General features: G+C 35.4%; 15 protein-coding genes. 6 read left to right on the top strand and 9 right to left on the bottom strand.

All coding sequences use genetic code 11. The annotated features are described in order from the left end of the window. Window positions 1-166 precede the first annotated feature (166 nt). The 8 genes from ACKTTZ_RS07350 to ACKTTZ_RS07315 form a co-directional block, all read right to left on the bottom strand. Entirely contained in the window at window positions 167-2,593 is a 2,427-nt protein-coding gene (locus tag ACKTTZ_RS07350) for a TonB-dependent siderophore receptor (protein WP_253317791.1), read from the bottom strand. Window positions 2,594-2,755: 162 nt separating this feature from the next. Continuing rightward, on the bottom strand, window positions 2,756-3,916 hold the full coding sequence (locus ACKTTZ_RS07345) for a pyridoxal phosphate-dependent aminotransferase (RefSeq protein WP_407848127.1): 1,161 nt from the start codon (window positions 3,914-3,916) through the stop codon (window positions 2,756-2,758). Then, window positions 3,916-4,992 (bottom strand): FAD-dependent monooxygenase, encoded by a 1,077-nt coding sequence (locus tag ACKTTZ_RS07340; RefSeq protein WP_407848125.1) that lies wholly within the window; start codon window positions 4,990-4,992, stop codon window positions 3,916-3,918. Before ACKTTZ_RS07340 ends, ACKTTZ_RS07345 begins: the two co-directional genes overlap by 1 nt. 721 nt (window positions 4,993-5,713) lie before the next feature. Continuing rightward, window positions 5,714-7,090: a tryptophanase gene (locus ACKTTZ_RS07335; RefSeq protein WP_034692767.1), complete on the bottom strand. Its 1,377-nt coding sequence runs from the start codon at window positions 7,088-7,090 to the stop codon at window positions 5,714-5,716. Window positions 7,091-7,185: 95 nt separating this feature from the next. Continuing rightward, on the bottom strand, window positions 7,186-7,803 hold the full coding sequence (locus ACKTTZ_RS07330; RefSeq protein WP_034692765.1) for a DUF502 domain-containing protein: 618 nt from the start codon (window positions 7,801-7,803) through the stop codon (window positions 7,186-7,188). Window positions 7,804-7,827: 24 nt separating this feature from the next. Then, window positions 7,828-8,406 (bottom strand): tRNA-(ms[2]io[6]A)-hydroxylase, encoded by a 579-nt coding sequence (locus tag ACKTTZ_RS07325; protein ID WP_034692763.1) that lies wholly within the window; start codon window positions 8,404-8,406, stop codon window positions 7,828-7,830. A gap of 74 nt (window positions 8,407-8,480) precedes the next feature. Beyond that, entirely contained in the window at window positions 8,481-9,569 is a 1,089-nt protein-coding gene (locus ACKTTZ_RS07320; RefSeq protein ID WP_407848122.1) for an acyltransferase family protein, read from the bottom strand. Window positions 9,570-9,715: 146 nt separating this feature from the next. Beyond that, window positions 9,716-10,603 carry a metalloprotease gene (locus ACKTTZ_RS07315; protein ID WP_034692758.1) on the bottom strand — a complete coding sequence of 296 codons (888 nt, stop codon included), beginning with the start codon at window positions 10,601-10,603 and terminating at the stop codon, window positions 9,716-9,718. Window positions 10,604-10,787: 184 nt separating this feature from the next. Here ACKTTZ_RS07315 and rplU point away from each other — a divergent pair, with 184 nt between their 5' ends. From rplU to ACKTTZ_RS07295, 4 genes are all read left to right on the top strand, one after another. After that, window positions 10,788-11,366, top strand: coding sequence for a 50S ribosomal protein L21 (gene rplU, locus ACKTTZ_RS07310; protein ID WP_076597840.1), 579 nt, complete (start codon window positions 10,788-10,790; stop codon window positions 11,364-11,366). Between the two features lie 12 nt (window positions 11,367-11,378). Beyond that, window positions 11,379-11,636, top strand: coding sequence for a 50S ribosomal protein L27 (gene rpmA / locus ACKTTZ_RS07305; protein ID WP_002984034.1), 258 nt, complete (start codon window positions 11,379-11,381; stop codon window positions 11,634-11,636). Between the two features lie 173 nt (window positions 11,637-11,809). Next, window positions 11,810-11,977, top strand: a complete 168-nt coding sequence (locus ACKTTZ_RS07300; protein WP_156106380.1) for a bacteriocin-like protein — start codon at window positions 11,810-11,812, stop codon at window positions 11,975-11,977. A gap of 203 nt (window positions 11,978-12,180) precedes the next feature. Further along, window positions 12,181-12,354 (top strand): bacteriocin-like protein, encoded by a 174-nt coding sequence (locus tag ACKTTZ_RS07295; protein ID WP_156106379.1) that lies wholly within the window; start codon window positions 12,181-12,183, stop codon window positions 12,352-12,354. A 68-nt stretch (window positions 12,355-12,422) separates the two neighbouring features. Here the strand turns inward: ACKTTZ_RS07295 and ACKTTZ_RS07290 are convergent, their stop codons facing one another. Beyond that, window positions 12,423-14,954, bottom strand: coding sequence for a DUF5686 family protein (locus ACKTTZ_RS07290; protein WP_253317795.1), 2,532 nt, complete (start codon window positions 14,952-14,954; stop codon window positions 12,423-12,425). 469 nt (window positions 14,955-15,423) lie between these two features. On the opposite strand from ACKTTZ_RS07290, the gene ACKTTZ_RS07285 reads away from it, so the two are divergent. Continuing rightward, on the top strand, window positions 15,424-16,653 hold the full coding sequence (locus ACKTTZ_RS07285; protein ID WP_407848118.1) for a site-specific integrase: 1,230 nt from the start codon (window positions 15,424-15,426) through the stop codon (window positions 16,651-16,653). Between the two features lie 87 nt (window positions 16,654-16,740). After that, window positions 16,741-18,450 (top strand): ATP-binding protein, encoded by a 1,710-nt coding sequence (locus tag ACKTTZ_RS07280; protein WP_184190034.1) that lies wholly within the window; start codon window positions 16,741-16,743, stop codon window positions 18,448-18,450. The last annotated feature ends 615 nt before the right edge of the window (window positions 18,451-19,065 follow it).

Here is a 19,065-nt window from a genome sequence, read left to right as displayed (position 1 = left end):
GAAAAAACTGTATCAAAGGTTAATAATTTTACCTTTGTCATTCTGACAAAGACTGCAGGTCTGCGAACGTCGTTCAAAGAATCTCATTTATAAACCAATAACATAAGATTCTTCACTACATTTCATTTCGTTCAGAATGACATTTTGATACAGTTTTTTTATTCTTTTAAAACTTAAAATTAAGTCTGGCAAAAACCTGTCTTCCGGCAAATCCCATCTGTACAGGGTCAAAAATACCTCCAGCTTCCGTATTTCCGTCGGATACATGAGTGGTCTGTAGAGTAGGATATCTGTTGAACAGGTTTTTACTTCCTAAAGTAAGATTCAGGTTCTTGCAGAATTCATAACCGAAAGAAAGATCGGTGGTTACTTTTGGATTATACACCTGTTCTGAGTCATCATAGCCAATCAGCGTTACTTTATCAAACCTTACCATCTGAAGGTTTACATTGAATTTGTTGAGCCTGTAATTAAGGTTTAAATTCACTTTTGTCTTCGGAGCAGAAGCAAGAATAAATGCTTTTTCTCTTGCACTCAGGTAAATATCTTCTTTCCCTGCCAACTGTTCTGAAGTATTCACTTTTGTGATTTTCATATCATTATAGTTTCCGGCTAGGGTAGCGGTCAGTTTTCCTGAACCGATATTTTCAGTATAGCTTAAGATCACATCAACTCCTTTTGTTTTCGTGTCGATGGCATTAGAGAAGAACTGTACCTGGTCAATAAATGGGTTTTCTGCCTGAACATCTGCCGGCAAGTCTGCTTGTGCAAAATATCCGGTAAGAACGATTCTGTCTTTAACACGGATGTAATAACCATCTACGGTTGCCGTAAATTTTCCTGTATTGAAGGTAAATCCGGCACTTCCATTCACGGAGGTTTCCTGCTTCAATTGAGGAATTCCCAGGCTGCTTGCGATTTTACTGTCATTAGATGCCAGCTGGATTGTAACCAATTGACCGCCCTGGAAGTTTGTAAACTGCTGGCTGTAGTATTTCTGAGCCAGAGAAGGCGCCCTGAATCCAGTAGAAACAGATCCTCGGAAAGCAAACTGTGGCGTGATAGCATATCTTGTGGCAAATTTACCATTCAGAGTGCTTCCAAAATCATTATAATTTTCAAATCTTCCGGCAATGCTTATCATCCAGTTTTTAGTAACATCCAATTCAGTATCTACATACGCTGCGAAGTTATTTCTGCTCTTGCCTGTGTCTGTAGAATAGCCTGGAAAACCTTGTGAGCCACCTGGCCTTACATTGCCACTTGAAGGATTCGTAACCAATAAGTTTTGAGGAGTGCTTGGAGTCACAAGATTTCCATTGACATCATACATAGCGTAAGAAGCTTCTTCTCCTTTGATGATATCAAATTTTTCATACCTGAATTCAGATCCGAAAGCAACGTTAAGTCCTTCCAGTACTTTGAATTGTTTCACAGCATTAAACCCAGTTGTATTCTGCAGCAGAGAATGCCCTCCTGCATTAAAGCTTGTAGGAGATCTGACTCCTAAAGTGGCATTAATTGTATTGTCTATCTGATAAGTGAATCTGTTGTTGCCAAAAGCATTATAAAAATCTACATCCCAGTCTGCAACTTTGAACTTTAATCCGTTGTCAAACGTAAAATCCGTAATGCTGGTATTTTCAATCGGGTTAAATCCTGTAGGGTAAACTTCAGGAATATTACCATCTGCATCAGGGGTTCTGGTCCACGCGTAAGCCTTAGTATTTCTATGTGAAAAACCTTGGCGGGAATAAAACTTCAGACCATCAGTTAATGGGACTTCAATATTTCCGAAAAAGTAAATGTTCTGAGCTTTTGCATCTCCAAAACGCTGTCTGGGAGAGGTATAAACATCCGGATTTGCATTTCGTATAGCGTAATCTTTATTCACAAACTCTACGGTGAAATTTCCGAAACCGCCTTTTGATCCTATTTTAGTCCCTAAATTTCCATTGAAATCAAAGGTATTTCCATCCACTTTATGGTCTGATACAACATCATTGTTTCCGGGACTTTTGAAAAGATTCATTCCATAAAAAGCATTTCCTTCAAAACCTTTGTCTCTGTCATTCAGAATAACATTGATAACTCCTGCAATAGCATCTGATCCATATTGTGCAGAAGCTCCGTCACGAAGAACTTCCACTCTTTTTATGGCGCCAATCGGGATTGTATTCATGTCATATCCCGTATTTCCTCTTCCTTTCGTTCCGAAAAGGTTGATCAGTGAAGACTGGTGATATCTTTTTCCATTTAACAAAAGTAGAGTTTGATCAGGACCTAAGCCTCTTAAAGTGGCAGGATCTACTGCATCGGCACCGTCAGACCCTGATTGTTTGTTAGAATTGAAAGAAGGTGCGGAAAACTGTAAAAGCTGGTTGATTTCCACCTGTCCAGTTGACTGGCTTACCTGTTTAATGTCTATGATATCGATGGGAACAGGCGTGTTTACGACTGTTCTTTTCTTGTTTCGGCTCCCGGTAATGGCCACTTCGTCAATCTTTGATTCTTTCAAAGTATCTTTTACCTGCTGGGCATAGGAGAAGGCAGAAACTCCAAGGAATATAATGCTGATGTATTTTATTTTCATATTAATAATTTTGAGTGATGATTCGATCAAAATTATCAATATTTATTTTTAAATCAATACTAAAATTAAATATTTAGTACGAAAATCTTAATTCCGTGTTGATTTGTGATAATTTCAGAAAAATAATAATCTATTATTTAAATTTAATTAAAATTTTTAATGTTAAAAGCTGGTAATGATTCTGTTAATCCCTTCTTCTAAAATTTCCTGTGAGGTGGAGAAGCAAATTCTGATATGTCCTTCCGCTCCTTTTCCGAACCATCTTTCCGATCCGGGAACAATGGCAACCTTTCCGTGTGTCAGGACATGTTGGGCAAATTGATCACTGGACATTCCGTTTTCAATCTTCGGAAACAGGACAAAAGTGGCTTCAGGGAGATTGGGAGTTACTATTTCTGAACGGCTTAATAATTTAAAAGCAAGATCTCTGTTGCTCTGTAAATGAGTTAAGAACTCTTTGTACCAGGGTTTTGCCTTCTCCAGTGCTACACTTCCTGCAATCTGAGACAGCGTAGAAACACCTTCTATGGTGGAGTTGAAATTAGATTTCTCTGTGAAATCTTCAAGAATATCCTGATCATTGCAGAGTACAGCTCCAATTCTTAATCCTGCTATTCCAAATGATTTTGAAAACCCATACACGGTAAAGCTCTTTCTCTTTGCCTTCTCCGAAACGGAAGAATACGTATGAAAGTCTTTATGATCATAAATAATATCACTCCAGATTTCATCACTCATTACCCAAAGATCATGAGCAGATGCAATTTCTGCTACTTTTATCAATACTTCCTTAGAATAAACTTTTCCAAGCGGATTGTGCGGGTTGCATATGCTGATAAGTTTAGTCCTGGGATTGATTAAAGAAACCAGTTTTTCAAAATCAATTTCTCCTGTTGTAGTATCCACAGGGCAGAGCATTACTTTACCACCTGCAGTTTCTACTGATTTCTTGAAAAGAAAATCTACAGGATCCAGAATAATGGCTTCATCTCCGGGATTGAGAACATAAGATGCAATAAGGAACATTCCCTGGGCAGCACTGTTGACAGCCAGAACATTCTCCGGTGAGAAACTTCCATGTTTTTCCAGGTTAAAATGATCTGCAACGCTTTTCTTAAACTCCGGAAGTCCGGAAAACGGGCCATAGCTGAGGTAACCGTCTTTCAGGTATTCAATAATTCCCTGTTCTATTTCAGGTGCTGTTCTGAAGTCAGGATCAGCTGCTGTAAGAGGAATGATTCCGTCTTCAAGCGTAGCCCATCTTCCGTTATACGCCTTTCTTTTCAGGGCTTCAAAATTGATATCGTTATTGGTGAACATCATTATTTATAAGATATGGGTAAAATATTTTCTGTTTGTTGGCTTAGCGGAAGCAGAAACTGATTGAGTAATATCCTTCCGTTGTTGATATGAACCTCGATTTCAGGTTTTCTCTCTGCTTCGTATTTACTGAAAGCGGTCTGTATATTTTCTTCTTCAACTAAATATTTCGTTAATAAGAGCGAGTCTTTCAGGGCAGAGGTAACTCCCTGACTGGTAAATGGAATCAGTGGGTGCGCTGCATCACCTATGAATACTGTGTTTTCCTGATAAAATGGATTGAGTTTTTCAAGTTCATAAACATTCCATAAATGTACATTTTTATAGTCTGATTTTTGGATGATTTCGGGGATTAGAGGATGCCAGTTTTCAAAAACTTCAATCATGTATTTTCTTAAGTTCTCCACAGAACATTTATTGATCATATATTTTTGGTTGTCAAACTGTGAATACCAAAGAACAGTATCATCAGAAAGTTTAAGAATCCCGAAAGTAAGGCCTCCGTCTTCATGGTGAAACTTCATAAAATCATTTTCAATAGAATCTGCAATTTCTTTGTTTTGAATGATATTCACGACTTCACTTTCTCTTACTGCCCTCATCATTTCATCTTTAAAAAGATGTTTTCTGATCCGGCTTCTGGAACCATCAGAGATGACAGCAATGTCAGCATCAATAATCGTTCCGCCTGAAAGCTTCAGTTTACCGTTCTGTAAATCATCAATAATGATGGTTTCTTCGTATGTAATCTTTTCCGGAGCAATGTTTTGGGATAATAAATTGATTAATGAGTGTCTTGAAATAGCGAAAACGTGCTCCAGTTTCTTTTCAGCCAAAACTTTTCCGGTATGAGAATACTTTGTGTATTTTGTTAGAAAGTTTCCATGCTTAAGAAGCAGTTCAGGGTCAATAATCTGGTAAAGATAATCCATTCCTTCCTGTGGAATGAGAAAACCGTGACCAGCCAGATCTTCTTTTTTTCTCCTTTCGTAAATGTGGTAGTCGATTTTGTGCTTTTCTAAGTAATTCGCCATGCTCAAGCCAGAAATACCGGCGCCCACGACAGCAATTTTCTTCATTTTCGGAATAAAGTGTTTTTCAGGTTGGTTTTTTAAGTATCTTTTTAATCTCCCTTAGGTAAGTGCAAAATTAAAATTAAAAACCTTCACTATTTCAAAAAATGAGTCAATTTGATTTTGATTTTATGAAAAATAAAACGAAGAGCATAAGATAGCCTGAGTTCGGGTTAAGTAAAGTAATATTGAATGCGGGAAGCTGGAAGCTGGAAGAAATAGGATGGAGGTAATTATTTTTAGTTATAAAATTACAGCCGCTTCACAAGTAAATACAGAAGTTGTTTCAACTTATCAAAAAATATTGGATATCTATTAAAACCCTTAAGAAGGATTTAAGAAATAAAGTATAGTTAAGATGAATCATTCTGATTTTAAGCTTAAAGCGAAGCTCATCTTAATACTCTCAACACTTTAATACATCTTAATGTTTCAATAAACAAAAGTTTAAACAAATTGAAATTGACTCTTAAAAAAGAGAAACAGCCATTGTTGATGCTCTTCATACCTTCCTTCTTCCAGCTCCCAGCTTCAAAACCATCTCAATCAGAAATTCTTATCCCGAAATCAGGTTAAGATACAATATGTAATAAAAAAATATGATTGATTTATCTGTGTTTGTCAGGTGATAGTTTGTTTTGATAATGTAAAGAATCAGATTGTTTTTTTGCAAACAAACTTTGAGTTTTTAGGCATAAAAAAACCGGAAAAAATTCCGGTTTTATAATTAAGCTTTTTCAAGCTGAACAGTAAAGTGTCTTAAGATTTCCGGTTCCCACGTAATCTTGTATCCTTTTGCTATTTCGTCACGTCTTTCGTATACGTTTTTGATGGCAGCAGCAATATAATCCATGTGGTTGTTGGTATACGTTCTTCTAGGAATTGCCAGACGTACCAGTTCTAACTTCGGATAACGGTTTTCTCTTGTAGCAGGATCTCTGTCTGCCAGTAAAGTCCCGATTTCTACAGTTCTGATCCCTGCTTCTTTATAAATTTCAAGACCTAATGTCTGAGCCGGATATTCTTCACGGGAAACATTGGGAAGGAAGTTTAAAGAATCGATGAATACAGCGTGTCCTCCGATAGGTTTCTGAACAGGAATTCCATATTCAATCAGTTTATTTCCAAGATATTCGACCTGAGAAATTCTGCTTTCAAGGTAAGCAAACTCAGTAGCTTCGTCAAGACCTACTGCCAGTGCTGCCATATCTCTTCCGGCCATTCCTCCGTAGGTAATGAAACCTTCGTAGATAATGGTGAAGTTAGAAGCTTTTCTGAAAACTTCTTCGTTGTTCAAAGCAATGAATCCTCCGATATTTACCAAACCATCTTTTTTGGAACTCATTGTCATTCCGTCTCCGTAAGAGAAAATCTCTTTACAGATGTCCTTAATGCTTCTGTTTTCCTGTCCTGCTTCTCTTTTTTTGATGAAGTAAGCATTCTCTGCAAATCTCGCTGAGTCAAAGAATACAGGGATTCCGTATTGGTCAGAAAGAGCTTTTACTGCTTTCATATTTTCCAAAGAAACAGGTTGCCCACCAGAAGAGTTACAAGTAATGGTAATTAAACAGAATGGAATGTTTTCTTTAGGGTGGCTTTTATAAACTTCTTCAAGTTTTTCAAGGTTGATATTTCCTTTGAATGGGTGAAGATCATTAATGTCAAAAGCTTCGTCAATTGTACAGTCAATTGCGTGTGCCTTTCTGATTTCGATATGCCCTTTTGTTGTATCAAAATGCGAGTTTCCCGGAACTACGTCGCCTTCTTTTACCAATACTGAGAAAAGAACGTTTTCTGCAGCTCTTCCCTGGTGTGTTGGTAATAAATATTTGAATCCTGTGATTTTTTCAACGGTTTTCTGTAACTGTTCAAAAGAACGTGATCCGGCATAGCTTTCGTCTCCGGTCATCAAAGCAGACCATTGTTTATCAGACATTGCTCCTGTCCCTGAATCGGTAAGCAGGTCAATATAAACATGTGAAGATCTTAAGTTGAAAAGGTTATAATTAGCTTCTTTAAGCCATTGCTCTCTTTCTTCTCTGGTGGATTGATAGATTTCTTCCACCATTTTAATGCGGAAAGGTTCCGCGTACGGTAAATTCATGAGTTAAATTATGTTTTAAATTGTTTGTAAAGAAAATGTGCTTGAAAATAATTTTTCAAAATTCATCAATGTTATAAATAAGGAAAGGAAAGAGATTATTCGGGAGCCTTAAATATATTTTCATCAGAATGGAATCCGGCTACACCGCCGCTCACTGCAAACTTCATGGCAGAAGCTGCTGTCATTCCCACTACAGGTTTGATGTTTTTTTCTTCAGTAACAATTACCCAGCCCGAGATGGCGTACGAGTGGGGAAGGTATACCGCAACGTAATTATGCTTGTCAACGTCCGACATTTCTTTTTGAGTTAAAAAGCCGATTCTCCAGATTTCCGGATTCTCGTTGGTTTTTACCCATACAGGATCGTTGAATTTTTTCTTGTCACCTACGAATGAAGACATGACGTCTTTCGTAGGAGTGTAAATGTGTTTTACTCCCGGAGTTTTCTCCAGTAAGCTGTCCATGGTATCGAAAAAGAATCTTCCGACCACGAATTTATTTCCTAAATATCCTAAAATAGCAGTAAAAAGTATAATAGATACGAATACAAGCCCAGGAATCTGCTTGGCCAGAGAAGGAACAAGATTGTCAATTGCGCTTACAATATACCAGATTACAAAAATGGTAAGCCCGATAGGTCCAATGATAACCAATCCCTGAAAAAAGTTTTTCAGGAACATATTGGCGATATTTTCAAAGCTTGGCTTCTTCAAGGTGTATTCTTTACTATTCTTATGTTAACCGTGTATGGTTTCTTTATTTCCGTAGGATTTAATAATATTGGCTTCATATTCCAGCCATTCTTCCCAACGCTGGTTTACTTTTTCCGGATCTCCGAGTTGTCTTGCAAATCCGATGAAAGTAGTATAATGATTGGCCTCAGAAATCATCAGTTCTTTGTAGAAAACCTTAAGTTCTTCGTCTTTGATATTTTCCGTCAGAACTTTGAATCTTTCGCAGCTTCTGGCTTCAATCATAGCGGCAAAAAGCATTTTGTCTACGATGAGGTCTTCTCTGCTTCCCTGTACAATAAATTTTGCCAGTTCATTCACGTAATCATCTTTTCTTGCTCTTCCAAAAGTAAAGCCTCTTTTTTTGATGATCTCATGTACCTGATTGAAGTGATCCAGTTCCTCTTGTGCAATGGCAAGAAGTTCAGTCACAATCTCAGGATATTCCGGAAGCATCGTTATCAGGCCTATGGCATTGGTAGCTGCTTTCTGCTCGCACCAGGCATGATCCGTTAAAATTTCTCCAATGTTTCCTTCTGCAATATTTGCCCACCTTGGATCGGTAGGTAGTTTCAACTTAAACATGTTGTAAAATTTTTGTAAATTTAAACAAATTGAGGTAAGAAATGTGACTTTATTTCAATTTGATCCTTAAAGTCTTAAGATGCGGTCTTTTTTCTTAAGAATTCCAGAATATTCCAACCTGTGGCATCTACTTTTTTCAATCCTGCAGAAATAATGAAAGCTAAAATGATATTAATCCCATAAATAATGAGCATCAAAAGCCACCATGGCATATTTTCTTTTAACGGAACGACCAGAAAATAGACAAGCGAAGAGCTGATTCCCTGTGCAAAATAGAAGAAAATAGCATTTTTTCCGATATGGGTAATAAAGTTTTCTTTTGTGATTTTCAATCGGTTGTAAAGAATAAATAAGGTCACCAGAGAGAATAATGCCCAGATGATGTAAGGAATTTTTGGAGGGAATTTATTTTTGTTGATTTTATAGAAGATGTCTCCTCCGTAGTACCAGAACATCCATATGAGAGCTGCTCCTACAAGTCCATATAATACAGGAATGGCTTTGGTAGGGATCTTTTTTCCACGCATTTTGTGGCCAATTAAGAATACAGCAAGATAAAAAGCTACGTATCCCACCTGTCCTGTAGGATAATATTCCGGGAAGATGTTGAATAATAAGGTTAAAGCAATACAAAGTCCAATGAACCAATTGATATGTTTTGGGAAAAACCTTAGGATAAGCACTCCGAAAACAGTGAGTACATAATACACTTTAAGATACCAGAAACTTCCCATTACTACCGGAAAAGTATCAGCATTGGTGTATTGATGAAGATACCAGTTTCCCAGGTTTTGCCACTGAGGGTATGTTGAAATGCTGGTTGTAGAATATTTTGAACCAAATGTAGAGTAAAAGCTCTGAAGCCATTCCATGGAAAAAAAGCTTAACCCAAACACTTTAAAAAAGTAATCTAAAAAGAACAGAAAGGTTACAAAAATCATATAGGTTATCTGAAGCTTCAGAAGACGGTATAATGTTTTTTCAATATTGGCTCCGGAAGTAATACCGCTGAGTGCATAAAAAAGGGCTACATCGAAAACCAGAGAGAAAACTCTTACTTCTGCGGGAATATAAAATTGTCCAGACCAGAATGCTGTATGGATAAATATGATGGAGAGTGTTGCCAATCCTTTGGCGAAATCAATGTAGAGATCTCTGTTCATTATAGTTACTTGGGTGTTTTTTTTTGTTGTTTCAAAAATACAAAGAAATTGATTTGATAAAATAGAATAGTAATTAAAAACAAAAAAAGGGGCGGTACATACTGCCCGCCTCCTTTCTTAAATATGCTAAAAATGAATGTTCTTGTTTATTGAAGATGTTTAAATTCTTCCGCAGAAATTTCTCCTGACTGAATTTTTCTAAGCTCATCAATATATTGACTCATGTATGCGTCAATTTCTGGATTTACAGTGTTCTTAGCCATCTTGTAAGTACCATTTAATACTCCCTGATAGTAATAGAAGAAGTTGTAATCGAAATTGGATGCATTAAGATCATACTGTCCTAAAAGGAATCCTAAACGAACTGCTGATCTTCTCTGTGCAGGTGTTCCGTGATGGTTTACATTGGTTGTCTGATAGTCGCCAATGCTTTGAGCAAATTCATAAGCCGCTGCAATTTCTGCGAAACTGGTTTTATTGTATCCGTTAGGTCTTCTCAAATAATATCCTGCAAAACCGTCCGCTTCAAGCTCGTTTGGTCTGTACGTTGATTCTGATACAGAAGGGAGATTGAAGATATACTGCAGCTGATGTCCGTACTCGTGGGCAAGGATCATTGCGTTTACAATATCACCGCCTTTAGCTTTTGCATCATAATAGATCGCATAACCGTAATAAATTCTTCCATTGCCATAAGATATAGCATTGTAGGTAGAATTAAAATTAGTAGGGTCATTTACAAATCTCAGAAGAGGATTGCTTCTTCCCCACATGCTTGCAATTTTAGTCATTTGTGCATTCATAAAATTGGTGTCTGTGGAGTTTTGAAGCCCTGTCAATAGAACTGAATTCGTACTCCAGTTGTTGTCTACATAAGAACAGATTTTTTCAAGATCCCCAGGCTGATCAATTTTTGCACTTAGTGCTTCTTGCTGAGGTTGAACATTGTTGTCCATTTGGTCATCGCTACATGCTGTTAATGAAGTAACAGCAATGGCACCTGCTAGTAAGCAGAGATTAAAGTTTCTTTTCATATATAAATTCAATTTGGTAAAACGAAGGTATGAAATTATCTCTTAAGTGTGAGTACATTATTGAAAAAAATTATTCAAAACATAGTGAATAGGATTTTAATTAAAAAAACATTGCTTTGATTGTAAGCTATTTAGAAATTTATATGTATATTTGCACCTCGAAATAACTAAAAATTTATAAACAATGTTTGCAATTGTAGAAATAGCAGGGCTTCAATACAAAGTTGAGCAAGACCAGAAGTTGTTTGTAAACCGTTTAAAAGGAGATAAAGGAGGAAAAGTTTCTTTCGATAAAGTTCTTCTTACTGTAAACGGTGCAATCACTGTAGGCGCCCCAGCTGTAAACGGAATCACTGTAGAAGCAGAGATCCTTGACCACGTTAAAGCTGATAAAGTAATCGTTTTCAAAAAGAAAAGAAGAAAAGGTTACAAAGTGAAAAACGGTCACAGACAATCTTTAACTCAAATCGTAATCACTGGTATTACAGGTTTTGAGGGTGGAGCTAAAAAAGCTGCTGCTAAAAAAGAAACTGTGAAAGGTGAAGTTCTTTCAGACAACGCAACTGTTAACTTTGGTGAAGATCACGAATTGAACTATCACTTAAAGAAAAACAACTTGTCTCAGTCTAAAGAGAACAGAGAAACTTTAATTACTTTAGGTAAAGCAGTTAAAGTTGAATTAGAAAAGAATATTCTTACTCATGAAGAAGTAGATGCTGCTATCATTAAGAATATCGATCAATTTAAAGCACTTAATAAATAATCCAGTAATAAAATGGCACACAAGAAAGGAGTCGGTAGTTCCAAGAACGGTAGAGAGTCTCACTCTAAAAGATTAGGTGTGAAGATTTTCGGAGGACAAGAAGCTATTGCCGGAAATATTATTGTTAGACAAAGAGGTACTCAGCACCACCCAGGTGATAACGTGGGAATCGGTAAAGATCACACTTTGTTTGCATTAGTAGATGGTAAAGTAGTTTTCAGAAAGAAAGCAAACAACAGATCTTTCGTATCTGTAGAGCCAAACGCATAATTTAAGCGTTTTATAAAAATTAAAACCTCAGTTTTTACTGAGGTTTTTTTATTGGCTGTTTTTGATATATTCATTTATTCGTGAAATATTTTATATTTGTTAACTGTTCAGTTTTGACTCAGTTGCGATAGCCGAAAAGCAAAAGAGTAGGCCTATATTAAAACAAAATATCTATGAAAAATGTAAGAAAATTAACCAGAAAGAATTTAAAAGCATTAACCGGAGGTGTAGCAGCAGAATGTCCTTCCATGTTTCAGTCTTGTGATGAGTGGTGCAGATGGACTCCATGGCAGAAATCACACTGTATTCTTTCTCAGCCATGCACAGAATGTTTTGAATAGTATCGGAAAGTATAATCCGAATCTTCTTTAAGATCACAAATAGAGCTGAACCTTTGATAGTGTTCAGTTTTTTTTAATATTAAAAAACGTTAAATAATATCTCGTGGTTGTGAAATATTGATATATTTGTCCGTAAACCAATAAAAAATCATTGCGGAAGCCGAAAAGCAAAGAGAGTAGGCAACAAATAAAACTAAACAATCATGAAAAATTTGAAAAAATTAACGAAAAAGAGCCTTAAAGAAATCAACGGAGGAGCGGGTACAGTATGGTGTCCACCAAAGCCAATTACTTCATGTAGTACGTGGTGTGGACTGACAAAGGAGCAGAAAATGCGTTGCCTTCTTGATGTAGAAGAGCCTTGCGAATGCTTTTAATTAAAGCTTTACAATAAAGTTCGGCGGCTTCAAAGAAGCCGCCGAACTTGTTTTATATTATGTTCCGTTTAGAATCCTACCTGGAATCCTGCTTTAACCCCGAATTTAGAGATATCCGGTCTGTCCAGATAATTTCCTCTCCAGTTGAAATCCACTCTGAAGATTCTAAGGTTTCCAATTCCTATATTTTCAATCCCGAATCCATATTCATAATAGATATGTTCGCTTGGTGCAGAATATTTAAAACCTTCTACATTAATTGCTTTGGAAGCATCGCTAAGTGTTCCATACGCTCCTCTGATAAAGGCAACTTCTCTCAATTTTAGCTTTTTAATCAAAGGAATGTAAGAAAGGATCTTACCGTTAAAATGGTGTTCTAATTGAAGAGTCGTATACGCATCCGTAACAAACTCATAATAGTTAAGCTGAGAGAATGTATTCGGTACCAGACCATAGGAAAGGTTGGCAGGAATAATATTCTGTAGTGCCAAAGGAACTGTATTGAAATTCTTTCCAGCTTCGAAATTAACCACTAATTTGCCCATACTTCCAATTAAAAACGGCTTATAAAGCATGAATTGAAGTTTGTCATAATTGAAATCGGCATTAAATAATCCTTCAATCCCTCGTGTATATCTTAAAACGATAGTTGGAGCCAAGTTTCTGGCTTGGTAGCGGTCAATACCAGTTTGTGAGAATTTTGCACCAGGTTTGGCAATTAAACTGATGGTAACGTGCGAGTCATTAACTGTTTGTCTCAACTGCCCGTCTTTATAATACATCAGATTGAATTTCTCAGGAATAGCAGACTTAATACTCTGCATTACTCCATCTACTCTGATCTGGAAATTTTTCCATGGTTCAATAGCAGCAAAAACGCTTGTTTTGTTTACCGAACTTAAAGAAATGTTTTCTCCTCTTGCAAAAAAGGTACTGGTAGATGAAGATTGCGGCGTAACACCATCACCTGATGTAAGCTGTCCCCCAAGCTGAACAATATCTCTGCTGGTGCCTGCTCCAATCATAAAGCGGTTAAGCTTATTGAACATATATCTTGCTTCCACTCCATATTTAAACTGTTGATCTTTGAACCCATACGCTGTATAAAACTGAGCTCTCCAGGTATCATTCAATCCGAAATAGGTTCTTGCTCCTAATCTTATTCTGTCACCTTCTACTTCATTTCTTCCGTAAATTGAGAAAATAGGACCAATATCTATTCCTTTAAAGGCATTATAATACCTTGAACCAAGCGTTTCAAACAGTTTTACCATTCGGTTGAATTTCGGAGTCTGCTGAAGCTGGTCAAGCATGTTATAAACGCCCTGTTCTGCTTTAGATAAAGTGTCAGGTCTGGCTTTAGTCCAATATGCATCGTCTTTATTGGTGAACTTGTCTTCGTATTCTTCTTCGGTACGTTTGAATACTTTAGGGTCAAGAGGTTTGTTGAATTGATATTCGGAATAATCTACCGATCTTTTGGCGATGATACTTTTTGCGCCTTTCTTTTTTGAGAAAGGACTCATTTCAAATTCGGTGATCAGTTTTTTAGGAAGAAATGTAGCGTCATCAGGATTGTCGTATTCTACCTGAGTATACACACTGTTGACAAAGTTGACGTTGATCTTCTGTGTTGACTTTAATGTTGCTCCTAAAACAGCATAAGTATCGGTATCAATATAAAGGTTTCCCTGGAATGCGAGAATGTCTTTTCTCTTGGGCTGATACCTTATCTGAAAGGCTTTCTCACCACGAATCGTAATGGTGTCCATAAGGCTATAATCGTAAGTGCCAAAACCATCACTTCCAACAGGGCTCTGGAATCCGATATCGAAATAATTCAGAGTATTGTCGTAGATATTGATATCACGGTATAAGTTTTTAGCCGAAACCGTAATCACCTGATTGTCCTGAAAACCTGAAGTCTTCTGGGCTACTAATGTTCTTTTGCTGTCCTTTTCGGGTTTATTTTTACCGTAATTTTCATAAACGGCTTCGTTCAGGAAAATAGGAAGTCCAAGTCTTCCGCTTGCTGTGGAATCTGCATAATCGAAAATGAAATCCAATTTATTGAAAATCTTTTTCTTCATGAATGCGCTGTCAAGATTGTTCAGGTCAAACTGTGTTTTTTCATACTCTTTATAAGAATAGGTATCGAATTTTTCCAGTCCGTTATTTCTTTTTTGTGCCCAGACTTTCTGCATAATGGCATAAGCCGGATTTTCTTTCTTGCTTTTGTATTTTGTTTTTCCGCTTTGAAGAACAATTTCCTGAATATCACTTACTTTAGCCTGCGAAAGCTGTACGAAAATATTGTCAGCATTTTCGGGAGTGATATCAAGGGTTTCTGTAGTATAATTTTTTCTGGAAAATTTTAACTGATGAATGATGCTATCAGACTGAATGATGAAACTGCCTGAAGTTGTCGTCAGGGCAGGTGTTTTACTGTCGTTGATAAAGATATCAACTTTATTGAGTTCTTTACTGTTCTTTTCGTCAACCACCTTACCGCTCGCTTTGTTTTGAGCGCATACGGAACCGGCGAGAATCAGAAAGAAAAATAAAAGATAGTGTTTTTGGGAGTTATTGTTTAACATCATTCGTTTCTTCAGGCAATTATCATAAACAAAAAGCATGCAGTTTATTAAAAAAACAGGTAAAAAAATAAAATATTTTTATTCTATCCTATAAAACGACAAAAGTAACGAAAATAATATATGTAAGGGTTAAAAATTAATCGGAAAGTTTTAATGCTTAAAATATAATAATCAGGGAATTAAAAGAGAGTATAAGTCACAATCTCTATAGCATATTCAGATGCTGTTTTAAGGATTTATAAAATGAAAAAAGACTTACAGAAATGTAAGTCTTTTTTGCTCCTCCTGCTGGGCTCGAACCAGCGACCCTCTGATTAACAGATGAAAACCATAGGGTTTCATTTATTTGTATTTAGCTTCAAATATGCTGATTTGCATTGAGTTAAGGTGTTGGGTGTCTATTTTTGGTTTCATCCATTTTGAGTATCAAGTACAACATGTTGTACTGATGTTATACTTAAAAATTAAACATATGAAACCAAGTATTAAAACCATTTGCAAAAAGAATCCATTACAAGACGGGCTATTTCCTATTTATTTGAGAGTTACAATAAACAGGAAGTCAAAATTTTATTCTACTCCGTACAAATGTAAGCTAATTGAATGGAATTCTAAAACAGGGGAGTTCAATTCTAAATTTAGAAATCATCTTTCCTTTAATTCATCTTTGAGAACCCTAAAAGATGAGGCAACCGATATTATCGAGAAAATCCAAAAAGAGCAGGGAATGGTTACTTTAATACAATTTGACAACCATTATCGTCTTCGTGGAAATTCCGGAATCCTACTCAAAGAGTTTTTTGAAAAAGAGATTAAAATGATGGAGGAAAACGGACAAATCAGCTATAAAATTTCCTTGGAAACAACAATAAGAGCCCTCGGAAAATTTAAAAGGAATATTGATAGATACAGGTTTGAAGATATTGACGAACCTTTTTTAAACGGCTTCGAGAGACATCTCCGTAAAAATGCAGATGATGGCGGGATTGCCGTCTACATGAGGAATATCAGAATGGTTTATAACAAAGCAATTAAAGCAAAAGTTGTCTCCAAAATCCATTATCCTTTTTCAAAAGAAGGATATAAAATATCGAAATTAAAAAGTCAAAAAAAGAAAAAGGCTTTGTCTGAACAAGAATTCGAAAAGATTATTGATTTTGATGCGGAGAAAGCTCCATCTGTCAGACATGCAAGGTATCTGTATATCTTCAGTTATTACGCGAGAGGGATGAACTTTACAGATCTGGCAGAATTAGAATGGTCACATTTGGAAGATTTAAAATTTAGTTATAGCAGGATAAAAACGAAAGCACATATCAATGTGAAATTACCAAAAAATGAAATCATTGGAGAGGTGCTAAATTTCTATAGGAAATACAGGATTTACGATACCCCTTATATATTTCCTATTTTGAAAATGAATAAGGAAGAATATTCCGCGGAAGAATTATATAATAGAAAATATTCAGTAAGAAAATACTACAATAAGCAATTGAAATATCTCCTTAAATTATGTGAAATAGATAAGCACATTACATTCTATACAGCCCGGCATACTTTTGCGACAACAGCTTTGAGAAAAGATGTAAACATCAATATTATCAAACAGTCTTTGGGACATAAGAAACTTAGTACAACTGAAAGTTACCTTGAAGATTTTTCGACTAATGAAGTGGATCTGGTTATCGACAGTATTTTTTAATATGGAATCATAAATTTGAAATCTTTTCTATTTGTTTAAGGTACATACTTTCTTTAATTTTAATATTTTTGTAACAACACCATATTTATGACAATACAAGAACTACAATATCTAAAAGAATCGGAAGATAAAGTAGAATTCAAAGAAGCTAAAAATAATTTCCCCTTTAATGGAGGTTCACATAAAGAACAGGAAAACCGAAGAAAATGTTATTTAGGTTATATTGTTGCACTAGCTAACGAGGGAGGTGGTAAATTAATTTTCGGGATGAGTGATGCTTTTCCGCACACTGTGGTTGGGAGTAATTTTGCAAAAGGAACGCTCGGTGGATTAGAAGACGCTGTATATGAAAAGTTGGAAATAAGAATTCGTCTTGAAGAATTATTTGATGAAAATGGATTAAGAGTATTGGTTTCTCATATTCCTACAAGACCTATTGGTAAAATGCTGAAATTTGAAGGGGTACCACTTATGCGGGTAGGTGATAGTTTACGTAATATGAGTGATGAAGAAATGTTTGCTATACTATCCGAACAAGAACCTGATTTTTCGGCAAAAATTGTTGAAGGCTTTACATTAGATGATATTGATGATGAAGCATTTACAATTTTGAAAGATAACTATGCAATTAAGCAGCGTAATCCTTTATTCGGACAATTAAGCCAAGAGCAAATTCTGACAGATTTAAAGCTTAAAACACCTTCCGGACTTAATTATGCATGTCTCATTTTGCTAGCTAAAAAGGAGGTTCTACATACTAAATTACCTCAATGCAAAATTATTTGGGAATATCGAACCTCTGAAGTTCAAATTCATTTTGATAATAGAATCGTTATTGAGGGGCCATTATATAAAGCAGTAGAAGAAGTTTGGAAATTGATTAACCAACCACTTCTCAATAAAAAGCATCCTATACAAAATGGAACCTATATTTATGATATTTATGATTTCAACGAAGCTGTTCTTAGAGAGGCAATTCTTAATGCAGTAGCACATCGGGATTATAGTATATCCAGTGAAGTAGTTATAAAACAATACCCTAATAAAATTATTATAACTAATCCTGGAGGATTTCCTAAAGGGGTTAATATTGAAAATATTCTAACAGTAAGCAGTACCCCAAGGAGCAGACTATTGACGGATATTTTAGAAAAAACAGGTTTGGTTGAGAGAAGCGGTCAGGGAGTAGATAAAATTTTTTCATTAACCCTTTCTGAAGGCAAGCCTGAACCAGATTACTCACCTTCTGATATGTTTCAAGTTACATTGGGATTATACTCACAAATTACTGATAAAGCATTTCATGTTTTTATCAATGAATATCAAAATAGTGATAAAGAGCCTAAATTAGGGGTGGAACAAATTATCACACTATATAAAGTAAGAAAAGGAATTTTTGCTCATTTAAAAGAAAATATAGTAAGCCAATTACTAACACTGGGGCTTATTCGTCCTGTGTCCACACATACTAACAGATATATTCTTACAGAGGATTTTCATAAATTAGAGGGAGAAATGCAAATGATCGGCAAAAAATATATTGCCACAGAAGTAGAATCCATCGTTTTACTTTTGCAAGGGAAAAAAATGAAAATTGGGGAAATAGAACAGCATTTAAAAAATTCTTTAAATAGAAATCAGATTAAGTATTTGTTGAGTAAGTTAAAGGATGATGAAATTTTGATTACAGAAGGAGTTGCTGGTGGAACAAAATATTTTCTTTCAGATTTATATAAGGATCTTCGTGGAGAATTATTAACAAATAAAGTTGTTGAAGATTTAAAAGCTAAATTTTAATTTAATTCTGGGAAATTCATTTGATATTTTCCAGAATTGTTTTTTGTCAGACAAAATCTGATTTTTTCTAAAACTCTTTTTGAAAAAAGATTCAATTCTCTCCAAAAAAATATTTAAGTTTTTCTCAGAATTATTTTTCAAATAAGATAGGAATTTCTTTCTAAAATTTTTTTCTGAGGATACTGCATGTAAGATTCAATTCTCCAAGAAATTAAAAATTCTCCAAAAAAATATTTAAGTTTTCTCAGAATTATTTTTCAAATAGGATACGGATTTCTTTCCTAAAATTTTTTTCTGAGGATTCTGTATGTAAGATTCAATTCTCCAAGAAATTGAAAAATTCTCCAAAAAAATATTTGAATTTTTCTCAGAATTATTTTTCAAATAGGATAGGGATTTCTTTCCTAAAAATTCTCTTTGAGAATTCTGCTTGTAAGATTCAATTCTCCAAGAAATTAAAAAATTCTCCAAAAAAAATATTTGAATTTTTCTCAGAATTATTTTTCAAATAGGATAGGGATTTCTTTCCTAAAAATTCTCTTTGAGAATTCTGCTTGTAAGATTCAATTCTCCAAGAAATTAAAAAATTCTCCAAAAAAAATATTTGAATTTATT

The organism is Chryseobacterium sp. KCF3-3 (assembly GCF_045865955.1).
Lineage (GTDB): Bacteria > Bacteroidota > Bacteroidia > Flavobacteriales > Weeksellaceae > Chryseobacterium.
Note: the sequence above shows the minus strand (reverse complement) of the source record. Positions and strands in the feature narration are given on the sequence as shown.

Excerpts from the sequence above, each read along its gene's own strand:
- ACKTTZ_RS07350 (WP_253317791.1), bottom strand. The coding sequence starts at position 2,593 with ATGAAAATAAAATACATCAGCATTATATTCCTTGGAGTTTCTGCCTTC.
- ACKTTZ_RS07345 (WP_407848127.1), bottom strand. The coding sequence starts at position 3,916 with ATGATGTTCACCAATAACGATATCAATTTTGAAGCCCTGAAAAGAAAG.
- ACKTTZ_RS07340 (WP_407848125.1), bottom strand. The coding sequence starts at position 4,992 with ATGAAGAAAATTGCTGTCGTGGGCGCCGGTATTTCTGGCTTGAGCATG.
- ACKTTZ_RS07335 (WP_034692767.1), bottom strand. The coding sequence starts at position 7,090 with ATGAATTTACCGTACGCGGAACCTTTCCGCATTAAAATGGTGGAAGAA.
- ACKTTZ_RS07325 (WP_034692763.1), bottom strand. The coding sequence starts at position 8,406 with ATGTTTAAGTTGAAACTACCTACCGATCCAAGGTGGGCAAATATTGCA.
- ACKTTZ_RS07320 (WP_407848122.1), bottom strand. The coding sequence starts at position 9,569 with ATGAACAGAGATCTCTACATTGATTTCGCCAAAGGATTGGCAACACTC.
- ACKTTZ_RS07315 (WP_034692758.1), bottom strand. The coding sequence starts at position 10,603 with ATGAAAAGAAACTTTAATCTCTGCTTACTAGCAGGTGCCATTGCTGTT.
- rplU (WP_076597840.1), top strand. The coding sequence starts at position 10,788 with ATGTTTGCAATTGTAGAAATAGCAGGGCTTCAATACAAAGTTGAGCAA.
- rpmA (WP_002984034.1), top strand. The coding sequence starts at position 11,379 with ATGGCACACAAGAAAGGAGTCGGTAGTTCCAAGAACGGTAGAGAGTCT.
- ACKTTZ_RS07300 (WP_156106380.1), top strand. The coding sequence starts at position 11,810 with ATGAAAAATGTAAGAAAATTAACCAGAAAGAATTTAAAAGCATTAACC.
- ACKTTZ_RS07295 (WP_156106379.1), top strand. The coding sequence starts at position 12,181 with ATGAAAAATTTGAAAAAATTAACGAAAAAGAGCCTTAAAGAAATCAAC.
- ACKTTZ_RS07290 (WP_253317795.1), bottom strand. The coding sequence starts at position 14,954 with ATGATGTTAAACAATAACTCCCAAAAACACTATCTTTTATTTTTCTTT.
- ACKTTZ_RS07285 (WP_407848118.1), top strand. The coding sequence starts at position 15,424 with ATGAAACCAAGTATTAAAACCATTTGCAAAAAGAATCCATTACAAGAC.
- ACKTTZ_RS07280 (WP_184190034.1), top strand. The coding sequence starts at position 16,741 with ATGACAATACAAGAACTACAATATCTAAAAGAATCGGAAGATAAAGTA.